The following is a 17,930-nucleotide window of genomic DNA, read 5'->3' as shown; positions in this document are numbered from 1 at the left end:
AGCTTTTGCTGAAAGATCCCTTGAACAGACGGCAGTTCTTTGGGGGAGACATGCTCGGTAGACGATGGCTCGCGTCCGTGGCGGCGCTCAGCGTGGTGCTCACGGCACTGGTGCCGCTCGGTGCGACGGCAGCGTCCGCCGCCGACAACGCGGTGCTGCAGCTCAAGAAGTCGCTCGTGGGGGAGCAGACGGTGTTCGAGCCGGGCGACACCTTCGAGTACGAGATCGTGGTGGGCTGCTCGTCCACCCTCGACCTGGGCTGCCTCGACGCCGCGCTCACCGACGCGCTGCCCGAACCCCTCGTGCTGAACTCCGCGAACCCGGACCCCGTGACCGCGTCGGTCGCTCCGGGCGGCACCGCGGACGTGGTGCTCGACGGCACCACCGGGTTCACCGTCACGCCGCAGCAGAAAGACGCCGACGGCAACACCGGCCTGCTCGCCGGAGGCACCATGACCGTGACGGTCAACGTGCAGGTCCCCACCGATACCAGCGGCGAGTTCAACGGCGCCAAGATCACGAACACGGCGAAGGCGGACGCCGGCAACGCCGCCGAAGTGCAGTCCTCGGCCGACGTCACCCTGCGGGTCGACACCACGCTGGCGGCGTCCGTCTCGAAGCGGGTCTCGCCGACGACCGTTCCGGCGGTGCCGGGCCGCTCGGTCGAGTGGACGGTCGCTCCCGGCAACGCCTCGAACCAGACGGTCGACACGATCGTCATGCAGGATCCCGCCGCGCCGCCGTTCGCCTTCGCACCGAACCTCGAACTCGTCGGCGTCGACGTCACGGAGCCCGCGGGGGCCACCGGTCACGAGGTGCAGTACTGGGTGACCGGCACCTGGACCAACGCGCCGCCGAACCCGATCGGCAGCGCCGGAGGCGTGCGCGTCACCTTCACCGGATCCTTCAAGCCCGGTGCAGCCGGTGAAGTGAAGCTGCGTACGCAGACGACCGATGCCGTCGCCGGGATCCCCGAGGGCGGATCGGTCGAGGCCGCCAACACGGCGCAGGCCACCGTCGAGAAGAACGGCGAGGCGAGCGAGCCCGTCACCGCAGACGCGAAGACCACGATCTCGGCGAGCGGCCCCGACGCGACGATCACCAAGACCTTCGACGACAGCACCCTGGTCGCGGGCCAGCCCACCGTCGCCACGATCACCGCGACGAACGGTGCGCAGAACGTGCAGCGCCTCACCGTCACCGAGCCCTCGGCGGGCAAACCCGGCCTCGTGGCACAGGGCCTCGAGTTCACCGGTTTCGGCGAGGCGCTCGCCTGGCCGGTCGCGGCGAGCAGCGCGACCATCACCTACCGTTACACCGACTGCGCCGAGACCAGCGAGCGCACCACTCGCGTCGACTCGCTGCCCGCCGCGCAGAGCGGCTGCACCGTCGACGGCTTCACCATCGTGTTCGATGCCGATGGTGACGGGATCCAGCCGGAGGCGTACGCGGCACTGCCCCTGCGCGTCACGGCGCTGCCGGTGAAGACCACGGCGGAACTGCACAGCACCAACTTCGTCGACACGAAGGTCGAGAACGAGCTCGGCCAGACCGGCTCCGCCGCCACCGAGGCACCGTTCACCGTCAAGCCGCTCGTCGTCGGCACCGAGGCGTCGAAGCGGATCACGCCCGCCGACATCTACGGGGTCCCGGGCACCCGCGCGAACGTCGCCCTCTCGGGCAAGGTGAGCGACGACTCCACGGTCGGGTCGACCGAGCTCGTCCTCACCGACCCGGTGGATCCCGCGACCGACGGCGACTTCTGGAACGCCTTCGCGCCCGTGCGGATCCACGACACCGACATCCCCAACTGCGTGGCGCTCAGCGTCAGCATCTGGTCGCGGGCCGACGGAGCCTGGAAGCCGCTCGTCGGCGCGACCGACGTGCAGGGTGCGCAGGCCAAGTGGGGCGTCGACATCCCGGCGAGCGTGCGCGCGGACGCCGGCGGGATCCGCTTCGCATACCGGCCGACCTGCGAGAGCACGCTGCCGCCCGGCTTCACCGCGCTCGTGAACCTCGACGTCGAGGTGACTGCCGCGCACAGCGGGCGCGAGACCTTCACCAACACCGTGCAGTCGTCCGTGCACAACGACGACGCCGTCGAACCCGACGCGACCGACACGGCCGAGGCGCCGCTCGGCGTGCACCCGCTCGACGGCACCGGCCCCGACCTCGTCGACAAGCACTGGCTCGACGGCACGGTGCCCGCGCTGTCCGGCGAGGAGCGCACCGCGCGCATCGGCTGGAGCACGCAGGGCCTCAAGCTCACCGACATGACCATCACCGACCCGGCCGCGGCCGGCGAGCTCTCGAACATCGCGACGTCCGTCTACGACGCCTTCGACCTCCTCCGCATCGCACCCGTGACCCCGGCCTCCGATCCCCTGATCGAGAACGATCGGATCACCGCCGTCTCGCGCTTCTCGGCGAGCGCGAACGACTGGGTCGACATCACTTCCGCGGCGTGCGCCAACGGATGCGAGGGGAGGTTCGGTGGCTATTCCCTCTTGCCCGCCGAGCAGCGCGACACCCTCGGAATCCGCATCACGTACTCCGAACGCGTCGCGGAAGCCGGGGTCGGCGCATCCTACGATCGCCGCCCCCTGGACCTCGTGTTCCGGATCCGGGACACGCTGCGCAGCGACCCGAGCGCGTACGCGCTGGGCACGTTCCACGAGTACGGCTACAACACGGGAGAGCCCGGTCTCGTGCACAACTCCGTCGCCGCCCACGGGGTGAACACCGCGACCGGCATCGATCGCACGAGCACCGACGGCGACCGCATCACGATCATCGACAGCCCGCTCAACGTGTCGCTGCAGAAGGAGTTCGATCAGAGCCAGCTCGGCCTGCCGCAGCCCGGCACCGATCCCGCCGACTATCCGCTGATCTCGGCGAAGCTCACCGCGAGCAACGACTCGGCCGTCCGCATCGCGTCGATGCGGATCAGCGACCCGGCGTCCGCGCAGGCGCAGCCGACGGCGTTCGACACGCTGAACCTGTTCTCCGTCGACGGCGTGACCGCGCCCGCCGGACTCGCGGCGGCCGATGCGCGCATCGTGCTCACCCGCGGCGCGACCGCGGAAGCGCCGATCACCGTCGCAGCCGCGCAGGCCCTCGCCCCGAGCGATCTCGCCGACGTCACCGGCATCGAGGTCGTGTTCGCGAAGCCCGACGGCAGCCCGGTGATCGAGCCGGCCGCGACCGGCGTGCTCGACCTCACCTGGCAGCTGCGCGCCGAGAAGCGATCCGGCGGAGCGGTCGGGATCACCCCCGCGGGCGAATCGATCCTCAACGAGGCGCACGCCGCGATCGACAGCCCCGGAAGGATCGCGTGCCCGGCCGACGGGTGCAGCACGGGAGAGGCGACCGCCGACGACGAGTTCCGCGTGGTCGAGGCCGACTACGCGATCCGCACGAAGAAGACCATCGCTCCCGGGACGGTTCCCGAGAACGGCTCGACCTCCTACCGCACCACGCTCACCGGCCAGCCGCTCGGCAGCGCGCGCACCACGCTGCTCACCCTGACCGATGCGACGCCGACCTTCTGGAACACCATGGAGTACACGGGCGTCAGCATCCGGGTGCCGCGCCCGGTCAACCAGCTGCGCATGGACGTGCTGACCGGTGTCGATTTCGAGCTGCAGGGCGGCGTGCTCGTCGCCGTCTGCGACGGGGCACCCGTCGACGCGTCGTCGGACTGCTGGAAGACGGGCGACTGGGTCGACGTGCAGCCGGGCAGCACGGCCCAGCTCGACCTGCCGGCCGGTGTCCCGGCGGGCGACGTGGTCGGTGTGCGCTTCTCGGCGCGGGACCTTGAGAACGGCGCACCCGCGCAGTGGGAGCGCCCCTTCAACCCGACACTGAACTACGAGCTGAAGACCGAACGGCTCGAATACCTGCGCAGCGAGCCGATGCGACGCGTCTCGACCACGCGACCGGGCCTCGACCCGAACCCGGGCGAGACCGAGCGCGGAGTCATCAGCGACACCGTCATCGCCGACGGCACCGCGCAGTTCGGTGCGGACCAGCGGTTCACCGACCAGAAGACGGACACCGCGAAGACCACGGTCACGCACCTGACGAACGCGATCAAGGTGACCAAGACCCGCGGCACCAACCCGCTGGTCAGCCCGAGCGCCACCATCCCCTACGTGATCACCGTCGCGAACACCGGCCAGTGGGACATGACCGGCTTCCGCGTGAGCGACCGGATCGGGCTGATCGACGGGCGCTCGCCGCTGGTCGAGCCGACCCCGGCCGCGTACGATTTCGCGATCAGCGGCCCCGGCGCCCCGTCCGGCGCAGCCGGATTCTCAGCCAGCCTCGACGAGAGCACGGGGATCCTCGACATCGTCAACGCCGACCCCGGGTTCGTGTTCAAGGCGGGGTGGACCCTGACCGTCAAGACCCCGCTGAAGTTCCGCGCGGGCGTCTCGCCCGACGTGACGATCGACAACCGGGTCTCGGCGACCTCCGATCGCCTGTTCGATACCTGCCAGTCGACCACGACCGACCTCAAGCCGAACCTCGACACCCACGAGGTCGCGACCTGCGCCGCCGACACCGCGATCGGCGCGCGCGCCAGCGCCTCCGTCGCGCTGAAGAAGTGGGTCAAGGGCGACGGGGCGGGCGATCCCGCGACCGGTGCCGACGACCTCGGCGTGCTCAACGTGCTGGGCGACGGCACCGAGTGCGATCCGTCGACGCCGGGCCTCACCGACCGCGGCTTCACCTCGTACCCCTGCGCACCGATCACCCGCCCCGGCGGGCTCGCGACCTGGCGGCTCGACTTCCAGAACACGGGCAATGCGAACGCACGGGTCGTGGCGGCGGTCGACACGCTGCCCGATGTGAACGATCAGGGCGTGATCGTGTCGAGCGGACGCGGGTCCCGGTTCCACGTCACCCTCGCGGGGACGGCGGGCAGCAACCTGGGCGAGCTCGCGGACGCTGCCGCCGGCCACTTCGAGCTGTTCGGTTCGGCCTCCGTGCAGAGCCAGGCCTGCAACCAGAACGCGATCGAGCACTTCACCGAGGGCGCGGCCGTCGATCCCGCCTGCGGGTTCGATTGGCAGCCGCTCGCCGCAGGCGCGGACGAGGCGCAGCTGTCGGGTATCCGCTCGATGCTCGTCGTGCTCCGGTTCGACGACCCGACGCGTGCGACGAAGCCGGGCCTGCGACCGGGCGAGACGCTGCGGCTCGAGTTCGATACGCGCACCCCGTGGGTGCTGCCGGTCGAGAGCGCGGTGGACGACGGTCTTCCGGTCGCCTACAACTCCTTCGCGGGCGCCTCCCGGTCCGTCTCGACGGCGACGCAACCCGAGCGGCCCGAGCTGGTGCTCGAACCGCAGCGCGTCGGCATCGCGACCGTCACGGGGCAGCTCCAGCTGCGCAAGACGGTCGAGCGCGGCGGGTTCCCCGCCGGGGTCGAGCTGCCGAGCACGTTCTCCCTGCGCGCCGACTGCGTCTCGGGCACCGCCCCCGTGTCGCTCCTCGACGCGAACGGCGACGACGCGAGCCGGACGACGGTGCCGGGCGACGGGACGCCGGTGCCCGTCAACGCCGAGACCGGTCCGGTGAACCTGCCCCTCTTCGCGAAGTGCGGCATCACCGAGGACCCGGCACCGGCCGGGGCGACGGTGTCGGTGGATCCGGCGAACGGCGTCGTCGCCGAGCGGGATCTGTCGCAGAACGCCTCGGTGTGGAACCCCTACCGGGGCGACACCGAGCGCTCGGCCGTCACTGTGACGAACACCTACACGACCGGCGGCTTCACCGTGCGCAAGATCGCGGACACGGGCGGCGCGGTCGATCAGGACGGCACGCCGATCGGCACCGCGCAGCGCTTCGCGTTCGCGGCGAGCTGCGACTACCTCGGCCAGGAGGTCCTGCCCCAGGCGCAGCGCGGCTTCGAGCTGCGGGCGGGTGAGACCCGGACGATCACGGGGATCCCGACCGACGCGAACTGCCGCGTGACCGAGACCGATACGGGCACCGCGGTGGGAACGAGCACGACGGTCACGGGCGACTCGGACGAGCCGCGCACCGAAGCCGGCGAGATCGCCCGCTTCCGGGTCGTCTCGGGTGCGACGCCGCAGGTCGCGGTCGAGTTCGTGAACCGCTTCACCACCGGCACGCTCAGCATCACCAAGGAGTTCACCGGAGCCGGCGCGGAGCGCTGGGGCGACGGGCCGTTCACGGTGCGGGTCGTGTGCACCCTCGCCGGGGCCCTGCCCGAGACCGTCTACGACGGGGAGGTGCGGGTGTCGCGGGCGGCACCCGTCGGGACGGTCGAGCACCTGCCCACGGGCGCCGAGTGCACCGTCGCCGAGACGGATCCGGGCGTCGCGACCGAGCACGCGACGGATCCGGCCGACGGCCGGGTCACGATCGGCGACGACTCGGACGATCCCGTGGCCGCGGTGACGGTCGTCAACGAGTTCCGCACGGGCGCCTTCGACGTGCTCAAGGAGGTCGCGGGCCCCGGTTCGCCGACGTTCTCCGACGGGCCGTTCGATTTCGGCTACGCCTGCACCTTCGGCGACGAACGGATCGCCGACGGCACGCTGACCCTGCGCGGCGACGGCTCGGGTGAGCCGATCCGATCCGAAGCGGTGCGCGGGCTGCCCGTCGGCGCGGAGTGCACGATCACCGAGACCGGCACGGGCGGCGCCGACGAGACGCCGGCGCCCGTGAGCGTCACGATCCCCGACGAGCAGGAGGGCGCGGAGTCGGTGGTGACCGCCGGATTCCTCAACGTGTTCTCGGCCGGCACCGCCACCGTCGAGAAGCGCCTCGACGGACCCGGTGCCGAGCTGCCGAGCGCGCGGGACGCGCAGTTCACGATCCTCGCCACCTGCCAGGTGGAACGCGACGACACGCTCGTCACGCTGCACGAGGCGAGCCTGCGGATCCGCGGCGGCCAGACCCTGCCCGTGGCCGACGCGAACGGCGACCCGGTGCAGCTGCCGCTCGGCGCGCACTGCTTCATCCGTGAGACCGACCGCGGCGGGGCCAGCGCCTCGACCGTCAGCCACGGCGACTACGCGGACGCGGCAGTGATCGCGCGCTCCGATGCGTCGCAGACGCTCGCGCTCGTCGCGACCAACACCTTCGAGCTCTCGGCCCCGAAGCCGGGCGGCAGCGGCGGCGCGAACGGGATCGCGGTGACGGGCGCACCGCTCGGCACCCTGCTCGGCACCGCCGGAGCCGCGGCGCTCATCGCCCTGCTCGGCGGGGTGCTGCTGCTGCGCAGGCGGAGGTCGTAGGCACGGCAGCGCGGGGGGATCCGGAGCGGATCCGACAGAGGGGCGGGGGTCCGAAGGATCCCCGCCCCGCCGCGATTTCCGGGCGTCCTCGATCCGAGTATATGACTGTTATACGCGTCATTTGGGTGCTAATCTGATAGCTATAGCAGTCATCTATCGAATGAGGACTCAATGGTCAAACGCACCTCGCCGGCTCGCCGTCGTCAGCTTGAACGGCTCGGCGAGCACGTGCGTGCCTGGCGGCAGCTCCAGGGGCTGAGCGCCGCGGAGCTCGCCCGCCGGGCGCATGTCACCCGCGATACCCTCCGCGCGCTGGAGGAGGGTACCGGGTCGCCGCGGCTCGACTCGGTCATGGCAGTGGTTTCGGCGTTGGGATTCGCCGAGCACTTCGTCAACGGGGCCGACCCGCTCGACACCGAATCGGGGCGCGCGCTCGCCATCGCACGAGCGGCCCGATCCTGATGCGGCTGCACGATGCGCTCGAGGTGCATGTCGAGATCGATGGTGCTGTCAGGCTTGCGGGGCGGCTCGAGGCCCGGTTCGCGGGCGGTCGGACTCTGGCGAGCACGAGCTTCTCCTACGAGCCGACATACCTCGCGGACCCGTCGTCGTACCAGATCGATCCGCGCCTCCCCTGGTCCCGCGCCCCGATCATCTCGGGTGAAGACATCCGTCTGTTCGGTGCGATCCGTGATCTGACCCCGGATTCCTGGGGCCGCCAGCTGATCAACGCGGATCTCGCGGTCGCCCGACGGGAGGGATCGTCGATTCCTCGTCCTGTCGGCGACTTCGACTACCTCGCTCTGACGAGCGATGAGACCCGGCTCGGCGCACTGCGGTTCAGGCCGGTGGGCGTTGGACCCTGGCTCGGGGAGGTCGGTCGCGCCGACACGCTCACCGAACGGTCGATCGACCGTCTCGCGATCGCAGCTGCACGCTTCGAAACGCATGATGCCACTGACGAGGACCTGGAGCTTCTGCGCGCCCCTGGCTCGACGATGGGCGGTGCCCGCCCGAAGGCGACCATTCGCTTCGAGGGGCGCTTGGCGCTGGTCAAGTTCCCGTCCGACCGCGATGGGCGGTACGACGGCGAGGCCTGGGAGATGGTCGCGCTGCGGCTCGCGGAGCGCGCGGGCATCGACGCGCAGTGCGGGCGTCTGATGCGAACCGTCGGAGGAAAATCGACGCTGGTCCTCACGCGTTTCGACCGCACCGCAACTGGGAGCCGCGTCGGATACATGTCTGCGGCGACCGCCATGGAACTCAACGACGGCGATCATTCGGGAGTGACCTACGAGGACCTCGCGGACGCGGTGGATCGGCACACCGGGGGCGATCGATCCCAGCTGCGCGAACTGTTCAAGCGAGTTGCTCTGACGGTACTGGTCAACAACGTCGACGATCATTGGAGGAACCACGGATTCCTGCGGGTGCACGGTGGTTGGCGCCTCAGCCCGGCGTTCGACATCAACCCGTCGATGAGCCGCGGCACCGTGTCATCCAGGCCGATTTCGGACGAGGACGACCCGCGAGACCGGGACATCCGGCTGCTCGCGAAGACCGCGGATACTTATGGTCTGTCTCGGACCCAGGCAGCCGAGGCGCTGAGCGAGGTGCTGGGCGCGGTCGGGGACTGGGCACCGGTCGCCAAGGAGATCGGGCTGTCGTCGAGCGAGATCGCGGAGATGTCCGTCGCGTTCTCGGAGGAGCAGCAGGAACGAGCTCGCGAGGCGATCACGACGCTGGGCGGAGGACCTCTGCGGATCGACATGACTGGCGCAGCCGCTCCCGCGCCAGTTACGGAACTATCGGCACCTGAAAGCGGGGTCGTGTGGGTCGCTCCGCATTCACGCGGTGGAAGACGGGTCCCCGGCTTCTGGCGCCGCAGGCCTGCATCAGCAGCGAAGCCGGAGAGAGAGGACGACTGACGGGCCTGTGGCACACGCCTGGGTCCCGCACCCGGCCCCCGCCCGGCGGCCGGTTCACTCCACCCGGCGCCGGTGCCAGAAGCGCAGCGCCTCGATGACGACCATGCCGACGAGCGAGACGACGAGCACGGCGATCGCGAGCGGTGCGGGCAGGAACTCGACCCGGAAGAACGTCGCGACGATCGGGATGCACCAGATCAGCGCGAGGCCCGCGTACATGGCGACCACGACGGCCGCGCGGAACGCGGTGACCGGGCGGGCCAGCACGGCCAGCACCCAGAGCGCGATGCCGGCGAGCACGAGCGTCGAAGCGGACTGCATCTGCACCACCGTCGCACCGATGTCGTGGCCGACGATGCGCAGCGCGATGAGCCCGGCGGTCACGACGAGGCCCGCGGGGATCGCGAACGTCAGCGAGCGACGCAGGAAGCCGGAGCGGTAGCGCGAGGCGTTCGGCATGAGCGCGAGGAAGAACGCGGGGATGCCGATGGTGAGGCCGTCGGTGATCGACAGCTGGCGGGGCAGGAACGGGAACGCCCAGGCGAGCAGCCCGAAGATGATGCCGATCGCGAAGGCGTAGGTCGTCTTCGTGAGGAACAGCATCGAGACGCGCTCGATGTTGGCGATCACGCGACGGCCCTCGGCCACGACCCCGGGCATGCGGTCGAAGCGGCCGTCGAGCAGCACGAGGCGGGCGACGGCCTTGGTGGCCTGCGCGGCGGAGTCCATCGCGATGCCGAGGTCGGAGTCCTTGATCGCGAGCGCATCGTTCACACCATCGCCGGTCATCGCGACGACGTGCCCGCGGCTCTGCAGCGCGTGCACCATGGCACGCTTCTGCTGCGGGGTGACCCGGCCGAACACGCGCTCGGTCTCGAGCACCTCGGCGAGCGCGTCCTGATCCTCGGGCAGCGTGCGCGCGTCGTACCCGCGGGGAGCGTCGAAGCCGACCTCGCGGGCCACGGCCGCGACGGTGCGGGGATCGTCGCCCGAGATGACCCGGACCTCGACGCCCTGCTCGCGGAAGTAGGCGAGGGTCTGCGCCGCGTCCTCGCGCACGCGCTCGTGGAACGTGACGAGCGCGACCGGGACGAGGCCGGCGGGCAGCTCGGGATGCTCGGCGGGGCCGTCGATCACGGCGCTGTGCGCGAGCACGAGGGTGCGCTTGCCGGCCTCGGCGAGTTCGCCGGCCTGCTGCAGAACGCTCTCGATCCCGGCATCGCCGTGCGCATCGGCGAGCACGAACTCGGGGGCGCCGAACACCCAGGTGCCGCCGCCCTGCTCGGCCGGGCCCCCGGCGATCACGGCGCTCCACTTGCGCGCCGAGTCGAAGGGGATCTCGCCCGTGATCCGGGGTGCCTGCTCGCCGCCGAAGGGCTCGGCGAGGCACTGGGCGGTGAGGTTCGCGTCGGGCGCGGATCCGATGCGGCCCAGGATCCCGCGCCAGCCGGCGACCTCGCGCAGCTCGATCGTCTCGCCGAAGCCCATCTTGCCGGTGGTGAGCGTGCCGGTCTTGTCGAGGCACAGCACGTCGACGCGGGCGAGGCCCTCGACCGCGGGGAGCTCCTGGATCAGTACGTTCTGGCGCGACAGCTGCACGGCGCTGACGGCGAACGCGATGCTCGTGACGAGCACGAGGCCGAGCGGCACCATCGCGATGACGGCGGCGACCGCGCCGACCACGGCCTCGCGCCACTCGCCGGTCTCGAGCGTGCGCTCCCAACCGCCGTGCGACTGGATCTGGCCGTACGCGACGATCAGGATCATGGGGCCCAGCGCCCACGCGATCCACTTCAGCAGCCGGTTGATGCTGCCGCGCAGCTCCGACTGCACGAGCGAGAAGCGGCGGGCCTCGTTGGTGAGCTTCGCCGCGTAGGAGTCGTCGCCGACCCGCACGACCTCGGCGAGGGCGGTGCCGCTCACGACGCTGGAGCCCGAGAGCACCTCGTCGTCGCGGCGTTTGCGAATGGCGTCGGACTCGCCCGTGAGCAGCGACTCGTCGACCTCGAGGCCGCTCGGTCCGTGTTCGTCGGTCTGCACCACGCGGGCGTCGGCCGTGACCTGGTCGCCGGTGTGCAGCACGAGCAGGTCGCCCAGCACGACCTGCTGCAGCGGGATCTCGGCGTCGGTGCCGTCGCGGCGGACCCGGGCGGTCGGGGCGTTGAGCACGGCGAGCCGGTCGAGGGTGCGCTTGGCGTTGAACTCCTGCACCACGCCGATCACGGTGTTGAACAGTGCGGGGAAGGCGAAGAGCGCGTCCTGCCAGCGGCCGAGCGCGAACAGGATCCCGAAGCCGGCGAACACGATCGCGTTGAACAGCGTGAACACGTTCGCGAGCAGGATCTGCCACAGCGAGCGCGTGGAACCGTCGCTCGACACATTGCCCTGGCCCGCCTCGAACCTGAGGGCAGCCTCTTCCGAGGTCAGTCCCGTCTGCTCGACGTCGACCTCGTCCATCACCCGCTCCATGGGGAAAAGACTACGGAACGCGGGCCCGTTGCGGACTGGAAATCCGACCTGATCGGCCGAAGATGGTACTCGGGTACCACCTGCCGCGCCGACGCCCCCTACCGGGGAGGGAGCCGCGTGCGGTTAGGCTGTCCGATATGGGAATCTCAGCGCACGCGATCACCAGGATCCGCCGCTCGTAGCGGCGGACGCTCCCTCACGTCGTCTCCGCCGCTCCTCGGTCCAACCGGGCGGCTGTTCTCGCGCGCCCGGAAGATCTTCCGCCCCAGGAGTGCTTTCCCATGCCCACGTATCGTGGCGGCCGTCATGAGCACGGCCAGAACTATCTCACCGACCGACCGACGATCGCCGCCTTCACCCGGCTCGTCGCAGACTCGACCGGGCCGATCATCGAGATCGGCCCGGGGCGGGGCGCGCTGACGCGCGAACTGCACCGCCTCCATCGTCCGCTCACCGCGGTCGAGATCGATCCGCGCAGCGTCGCCGTCCTCGGCGACGCCCTGCCCGGGATCCGGGTCGTCCACGCGGACTTCCTCGATTGGCGGCTGCCCGGAACCCCGCACGTCATCGCAGGCAACGTGCCGTTCCACCTCACCACCGCGATCCTGCGCAAACTGCTGCACGCGCCGGGCTGGAGCCGGGCCGTGCTGCTCGTCCAGTGGGAGGTCGCCCGCCGCCGCGCCGCAGTCGGAGGCGCGAGCATGATGACGGCGCAGTGGTGGCCCTGGTTCGAGTTCGGAGTCGACCGCCGGGTGCATCGTTCCGCGCTGCGCCCGGCTCCGAGCGTCGACGGCGGGATCCTGGTCATGGATCGCCGGGCGCAGCCGCTGATCGACGATCGGGATCGCGCCGCCTACCGCGAGTTCGTGCATCGCGTGTTCACCGGCCCCGGGCGGGGCATCGCGGCGATCGCCGCCGCCGCAACGAGTCTGCCCCGGCGCGAGGCCGCGCGGCGTGTAGCTCGGATCGGTATCGCACCGGATCGACTCCCGAAGGATCTGAGCGCCGAGCAGTGGGTGGCGCTCTTCGGAGCGACGCATCGGGGGTGACCCCGGAGAATCCTTGGAGGTTCCTTGGCGGGGCCGGCGGAGGCTGGGTTGCGCGGTGCACCGATCCCGGAGCACTGCGCGACCGACGGGAGGATCCGGATGACCCGGACGACCACGACGCAGCCGATACGCGCGCATCGCGCACCGCGGGCGCAGCATGCACCGGACGACCGGGCGGGCCTCGGCGCGCAGCGCGGGATCCTGCGCCGGGCTCAGCGGCCCGCCGTCGCGTTCGTCACGACCGCTGTGGTCGCCGCCGCCGTGATCGCGCTCGGCTTCGTGATGCGTGCGCACCCGGTCGACGCCGGGATCGTGGCCGCGTTCAACCGGGATCACGTCGGGGCCTGGGGCTTCGTCGCGGACGCGATCTACCGGCTCTTCAGCCCCGTCCCGGCCGTCGTGCTCGTCGTCGCGCTCGCCCTGCTCGTCTGGTGGCGCTCGCGCTCCGTGATCCCGGCGCTGGCGTTCGGCGGCACGATCGCGGTGACCTGGCTGCCGGTCGCGGCGATCAAGATCCTCGTGGATCGCCCGCGCCCCGATCTGTCGCTGCTCACGCACCTCCCGGCCCAGGTCCAGACCGACGGATCGTTCCCGAGCGGGCACACGGCGTTCGCCGTCTCGCTCTCGATCGGGATCTGGTTCCTGCTGCGCGACAGCCGGTGGGAGGGAGTCGCGATCGTCGGGGGCGTCGCGTTCACCCTGCTCGTCGGCGCCGCGGTCGTGAGCGACGGCCTGCACTACCCGAGCGATGCCCTCGCCTCGGTCGTGTGGGGGCTCGCGATGGCGCCGACGGCGCGGATCCTGGTCGCCGACGTCGCACTGAGCCGGCTCGCGGCGCGATTCGCGCGCTGACCGCGCACGTCGCGCGCCCCGCGCATCCGGTGCCCCGGCACCCGCCCCACCGCCACGAACCACGGAACGGACGGAACGCATGTCTCGACGACCCCGGAACCCGCAGCCGCTCGACGCCCCGGCCCCGCGCAGGCGGCGGATGAGCCGCCGGAAGCGCCTGCTCGTCACGATCTCGGTCGCGCTGACGGCGCTCCTCGTCGCGGCCGGAGCGGCGGCCGCGTTCGTGCTGCGCAGCCTGAACGAGGGGATCGTGCGCTCGGACTTCGCGCTGCCGCACACGACGAAGAAGCCCGAGCCCGGTGAGCAGAACATCCTCATCATGGGCATGGACACCCGCGTCGACCAGCGGGGCAAACCGCTGCCGAAGCAGGTGTACGAGGCCCTGCACGCAGGCACCGAGGACGACGGCGGGTACAACGCGAACGTGCTCATGCTGATCCACATCCCCAAGGACCGGAAGAAGTCGGTCGGGATCTCGATCCCGCGCGACGACTACGCCGAGATCGTCGGCGCCCCGCTCGGGGTGACGCACTCGAAGATCAAGGAGGCGTACGGCCTCGCGATGCAGCAGCGCATGAACGAGCTGCAGGGCGACGAGAAGCTGTCGCCGGACGAGAAGTACCAGCAGGCGCGCGCCGCCGGGCGGCAGGCGCAGATCGAGACCGTCTCGCACTTCCTCGGCGATGTGCGCATCGACCACTTCGTCGAGATGACGATGGGCGGTTTCTACTACGTCTCCGAGGCGGTCGCCCCGATCACGGTGTGCCTGAACCGCGCGACGGAGGACAGCTACTCGGGCGCCCGCTTCGCGGCGGGCGTGCAGGAGCTCGACGCGCAGCAGGCCATGAGCTTCGTGCGCCAGCGCCGAGACACGGGAGTCGACGGCCCCGAGCTGACCGACCTCGACCGCGCGCGGCGCCAGCAGGCGTTCCTCGTGGCGCTCGCCGACAAGCTGAAGCAGCAGAGCACCCTGACCGACCCGAAGACCGTGACGGAGCTCGTCGGGGTCACCCAGTCGCACGTCGCGCTCGACACCGGCTTCGACGTGCTCGGGTTCCTCGACATCGCCCGCACGGCCGCACAGAACGGGATCGAGTTCGTCACCCTGCCGATCGTCGAGTTCAGCACGATCGACGGGGCCGCCGTGAACATCGTCGACCTCGCGGAGATCCATCGGGTGACCGCATCGCTGCTCGGCACGGCGCCGGCCGCGACGCCGAAGCCGGCGCCGACATCGGCGCCCGGCGAGCCGGGCGCGCCCGCTGCCGACGGATCCGCCCCGGCGCCGAACTCGAGCCCGACCGCGCCGACCGCGGCGCCCGCGAAGACTCCGGCCTCGGGCCCCACCTCCTACGGCTCCTGGGACGAGCCGATCCGTCCCGGCACCCGCCCCTGCGTGAACTGAGCCCGCCGTGTCCACGATGCAGCGCAGCACCATCGGCCTTCCCGAAGCCGCCCCGGCCCGGTTCCGGCTGATCCCCGAGGCGCCCGGACCGCTGCGCCGCCTCACCGTCGCGCTGCTCGTCATCGTGCTGCTGCTCGTCGCCGTCGGCGTGGTCATGGTGCAGTCGGCCGGCGAGGTCACGGCCATCGCGGCCGGCCAGTTCCCGCTCGAGGGGCTGATGCGGCAGAGCGCGTACGCGATCCTCGGCCTCGGCGCGATGCTCGTGCTGAGCCAGGCGCCCACCGCGCTGCTGCGCAGGTACGCCTGGGTCGCGCTGCTCGGCGGCTTCGCCCTGCAGGCGCTCGTCTACACCCCGCTCGGCTACGAGGCCGGGGGCAACCGCAACTGGCTGCAGCTCGGCCCCGTCTCGATCCAGCCCGCCGAGTTCATGAAGATCGTGCTGCTCGTCTGGATCTCGACCGTGCTCGCCGCCAAGCGCAAGCTGCTGTCGCGCTGGGTGCACGTCGTGATCCCGATCCTGCCCGTGGTCGCGCTGTCGATGCTCATCAACGTGATCGGGGGCGACCTCGGCACGCTCATGATCATCGCGGCGCTCGTGTTCGGCTGCCTCTACTTCTCGCAGGTGCGCCTGCGGATCCTCGCCGGGATCGCGGGCGTCGCCGTGCTCGGCATCGGCGTCATGACCGTCATCAAGCCCAACCGCGTGTTCCGCATCACGCACTTCCTCGAGGTCGACTGCGTCACGGACGCGGCGCACGCGCAGGGCATGTGCTGGCAGTCGCTCAACGGCTTCTGGGCGCTCGCGGGCGGCGGCCTGTTCGGCACCGGCATCGGCGGATCCACCGCCAAGTGGTCGTGGCTGCCCGAGGCCGACACCGACTTCATCTTCGCGATCGTGGGTGAGGAGCTCGGTTTCGTGGGCGCCGTCTCGGTCGTGCTGCTGTTCGCCGCGCTCGCCGCCGTGCTGCTCGCGCTCATGGCGCGCTGCCGCGACCCGTTCGCCGTCTCGGTGATCGGCGGGTGCATGACCTGGATCACCGCCCAGATGCTCGTGAACGTCTCGGTGGTGCTGGGGTTCGTGCCCGTGCTCGGGGTGCCGCTGCCGCTCGTGTCGGCGGGCGGTACCTCGCTCGTCTCGACGCTGATGGCGGTCGGAGTGGTGCTGTCGTGCGTGCGCGAGCAGGGGCTCGCGGCGGATCCCGGGCCCTGACGTGCGAGAGTGGACCCGGGCCCGGCTTCGGGCCGTGCGCAGACGGAGGGGGAGCGAGATGCCCGCAACCCGGATCGAGCCGGGGGAGCTGCCCGACGAGCGGGCCTACCGGCGGTCGGCCTCGCAGATCGGCTGGCAGGTCATGGCGGTGTGCGCCGGGCTCGTCGTGATCGGCGGCGGCGTGATCCTCGCGTTCGTGTTCTGGCAGACGACCCCGTGGGAGGCGAATCAGCCGCCGCAGCCGGGGGAGATCGAGGTGCGCCTCGATCCCGGCGAGCTGGTGCTCGCCGTCGTGCTGCTCGCGACGGGAGCCGTGCTGAGCGCGGGATTCGCGGCCCGCATGATCGCCCGCAGGGCCGTGCAGCCGCTCGACGAGGCGTTCCAGCTGCAGCGCCGCTTCGTCGCCGACGCCAGCCACGAGCTGCGCACCCCGCTCGCGGTGCTGGGCGCCCGGGCGCAGCAGCTGGCCGCGATGACCCCCGACGGGGATCCGCGGGGCGCGATCGTCGCGGAGCTGCGGCAGGACGTGCGCAACCTGGCCGTGGTGATGGACGACATGCTCGACGCCGCGACGGGCGCGGCGGCGGCCCGCGGCCGGGCAGCGCTCGACGGCGTGGCCGGCGAGGTGGCCCGCGACCTCGCGACCGTCGCCGAGGAGTTCGGCGTCGCGATCGCGGTGGCGGCCCCGCCCCTCGCGGTCGCGATGCCCGAGAGCGCCCTGCGGCGCTGCCTCGTCGCGCTCGTCGACAATGCGCTCGATCACTCGCCCGCGGGCGGCACGGTGCGGATCGAGGCCGAGCGGCGCGGCGGTTCCGCGGTCGTGACGGTGTCCGACGAGGGGCCCGGGATCCGGGGCGTCGCCCCCGAGCGGGTGTTCGACCGTTTCGCCCACGGCACGCCCCCGCGTACCCCGCGCGGCCGCGGCCGCACGGGCCGGGGGATCGGCCTCGCGCTCGTGCGCGAGCTCTGCGAGGCCTCCGGCGGCGAAGCTCGGGTCGCGTCGACCGGGCCGGACGGGACGCGGTTCGAACTGAGCCTGCCGCTCGCCGCGGACGGGGCCTCGAGATGATGCGCCTGCTGCTGGTCGAGGACGACCCGAGACTCGGTCCCATCATGCGCGACGTGCTCGGCGTCGACTGGCGGGTCGAGCTCGTCGAATCGGCGGAGGCCGCGCGGGACGCGGTGCGCACGACGGCCTTCGACGCGATGGTGGTCGACCGCGGCCTGCCGGGGATCAGCGGCGAGGACTTCGTGCGCGAACTGCGCCGGCAGCGGATCGCGACCCCGATCCTGCTGCTCACCGCCCTCGGGCAGCTGCACGACCGGGTGGAGGGGCTCGACGCGGGCGCCGACGACTACCTCGTGAAGCCGTTCGAGTTCGAGGAGCTGAACGCCCGGCTCCGGGCGATGACCCGCAGCTACGACCAGCCGCTCGGGGTCGAGATCGGCGGGTGGTTCTTCTCGCCCGAGGACCGCAGCATCGAGTCGCCCTACTCGGGTCGGATCGCGCTGACCGAGACCGAGACGGCACTGCTCGCCGTGCTCGTCGCCGAGCCGGAGCGCACCTTCACCCGGGAGCAGCTGCTCGAGCGGGTCTTCGCGCAGGGCGAGCGCGCGACGACGGTCGAGACCTACGTGCACTACCTGCGCCGCAAGATCGACCGCGATCTGATCCGCACGGTGCGCGGTCGCGGGTACCGGCTCGGCGCGCTCGACTGAGCGAGCGGCCGAGGCCGGTACCCGCGA

General features: G+C 71.4%; 10 protein-coding genes. 9 read left to right on the top strand and 1 reads right to left on the bottom strand.

Annotation, left to right across the window (positions count from 1 at the left end; translation table 11 throughout):
• Window positions 1-50 precede the first annotated feature (50 nt).
• The 3 genes from ABD169_RS01590 (at window position 51) to ABD169_RS01580 (ending at window position 9,199) form a co-directional block, all read left to right on the top strand.
• Entirely contained in the window at window positions 51-7,271 is a 7,221-nt protein-coding gene (locus ABD169_RS01590; RefSeq protein ID WP_344028462.1) for a DUF5979 domain-containing protein, read from the top strand.
• A 171-nt stretch (window positions 7,272-7,442) separates the two neighbouring features.
• Window positions 7,443-7,733 carry a helix-turn-helix domain-containing protein gene (locus ABD169_RS01585; protein WP_344028459.1) on the top strand — a complete coding sequence of 97 codons (291 nt, stop codon included), beginning with the start codon at window positions 7,443-7,445 and terminating at the stop codon, window positions 7,731-7,733.
• On the top strand, window positions 7,733-9,199 hold the full coding sequence (locus tag ABD169_RS01580; RefSeq protein WP_344028456.1) for a type II toxin-antitoxin system HipA family toxin: 1,467 nt from the start codon (window positions 7,733-7,735) through the stop codon (window positions 9,197-9,199). The genes ABD169_RS01585 and ABD169_RS01580 overlap by 1 nt, the downstream gene beginning before the upstream one ends.
• 54 nt (window positions 9,200-9,253) lie before the next feature.
• Here the strand turns inward: ABD169_RS01580 and ABD169_RS01575 are convergent, their stop codons facing one another.
• The gene (locus ABD169_RS01575) at window positions 9,254-11,668 is read right to left on the bottom strand and encodes an HAD-IC family P-type ATPase (RefSeq protein WP_344028453.1); all 2,415 of its coding nucleotides are present in this window, start codon (window positions 11,666-11,668) and stop codon (window positions 9,254-9,256) included.
• A 281-nt stretch (window positions 11,669-11,949) separates the two neighbouring features.
• Between ABD169_RS01575 and erm the strand changes: the two genes are divergently transcribed.
• From erm to ABD169_RS01545, 6 genes are all read left to right on the top strand, one after another.
• The gene (erm, locus tag ABD169_RS01570; protein WP_344028451.1) at window positions 11,950-12,717 is read left to right on the top strand and encodes a 23S ribosomal RNA methyltransferase Erm; all 768 of its coding nucleotides are present in this window, start codon (window positions 11,950-11,952) and stop codon (window positions 12,715-12,717) included.
• Between the two features lie 99 nt (window positions 12,718-12,816).
• On the top strand, window positions 12,817-13,569 hold the full coding sequence (locus ABD169_RS01565) for a phosphatase PAP2 family protein (RefSeq protein ID WP_344028448.1): 753 nt from the start codon (window positions 12,817-12,819) through the stop codon (window positions 13,567-13,569).
• A gap of 79 nt (window positions 13,570-13,648) precedes the next feature.
• Window positions 13,649-14,974, top strand: a complete 1,326-nt coding sequence (locus tag ABD169_RS01560; RefSeq protein WP_344028445.1) for an LCP family protein — start codon at window positions 13,649-13,651, stop codon at window positions 14,972-14,974.
• A gap of 16 nt (window positions 14,975-14,990) precedes the next feature.
• On the top strand, window positions 14,991-16,184 hold the full coding sequence (locus tag ABD169_RS01555) for an FtsW/RodA/SpoVE family cell cycle protein (protein ID WP_344031604.1): 1,194 nt from the start codon (window positions 14,991-14,993) through the stop codon (window positions 16,182-16,184).
• A 58-nt stretch (window positions 16,185-16,242) separates the two neighbouring features.
• Window positions 16,243-17,253 carry a sensor histidine kinase gene (locus ABD169_RS01550; protein ID WP_344028443.1) on the top strand — a complete coding sequence of 337 codons (1,011 nt, stop codon included), beginning with the start codon at window positions 16,243-16,245 and terminating at the stop codon, window positions 17,251-17,253.
• Window positions 17,250-17,903: a response regulator transcription factor gene (locus tag ABD169_RS01545; protein ID WP_046456424.1), complete on the top strand. Its 654-nt coding sequence runs from the start codon at window positions 17,250-17,252 to the stop codon at window positions 17,901-17,903. The genes ABD169_RS01550 and ABD169_RS01545 overlap by 4 nt, the downstream gene beginning before the upstream one ends.
• The last annotated feature ends 27 nt before the right edge of the window (window positions 17,904-17,930 follow it).

It is taken from the genome of Leucobacter iarius (genome assembly GCF_039530105.1).
GTDB classification, from domain to species: domain Bacteria; phylum Actinomycetota; class Actinomycetes; order Actinomycetales; family Microbacteriaceae; genus Leucobacter; species Leucobacter iarius.
Note: the sequence above shows the minus strand (reverse complement) of the source record. Positions and strands in the feature narration are given on the sequence as shown.

What these genes read in the sequence shown, in the direction of transcription:
- ABD169_RS01575 (WP_344028453.1), bottom strand. Translation starts at nt 11,668, where the DNA reads ATGGAGCGGGTGATGGACGAGGTCGACGTCGAGCAGACGGGACTGACC.
- ABD169_RS01585 (WP_344028459.1), top strand. Translation starts at nt 7,443, where the DNA reads ATGGTCAAACGCACCTCGCCGGCTCGCCGTCGTCAGCTTGAACGGCTC.
- ABD169_RS01580 (WP_344028456.1), top strand. Translation starts at nt 7,733, where the DNA reads ATGCGGCTGCACGATGCGCTCGAGGTGCATGTCGAGATCGATGGTGCT.
- ABD169_RS01565 (WP_344028448.1), top strand. Translation starts at nt 12,817, where the DNA reads ATGACCCGGACGACCACGACGCAGCCGATACGCGCGCATCGCGCACCG.
- ABD169_RS01545 (WP_046456424.1), top strand. Translation starts at nt 17,250, where the DNA reads ATGATGCGCCTGCTGCTGGTCGAGGACGACCCGAGACTCGGTCCCATC.
- ABD169_RS01550 (WP_344028443.1), top strand. Translation starts at nt 16,243, where the DNA reads ATGCCCGCAACCCGGATCGAGCCGGGGGAGCTGCCCGACGAGCGGGCC.
- ABD169_RS01560 (WP_344028445.1), top strand. Translation starts at nt 13,649, where the DNA reads ATGTCTCGACGACCCCGGAACCCGCAGCCGCTCGACGCCCCGGCCCCG.
- erm (WP_344028451.1), top strand. Translation starts at nt 11,950, where the DNA reads ATGCCCACGTATCGTGGCGGCCGTCATGAGCACGGCCAGAACTATCTC.
- ABD169_RS01555 (WP_344031604.1), top strand. Translation starts at nt 14,991, where the DNA reads ATGCAGCGCAGCACCATCGGCCTTCCCGAAGCCGCCCCGGCCCGGTTC.
- ABD169_RS01590 (WP_344028462.1), top strand. Translation starts at nt 51, where the DNA reads ATGCTCGGTAGACGATGGCTCGCGTCCGTGGCGGCGCTCAGCGTGGTG.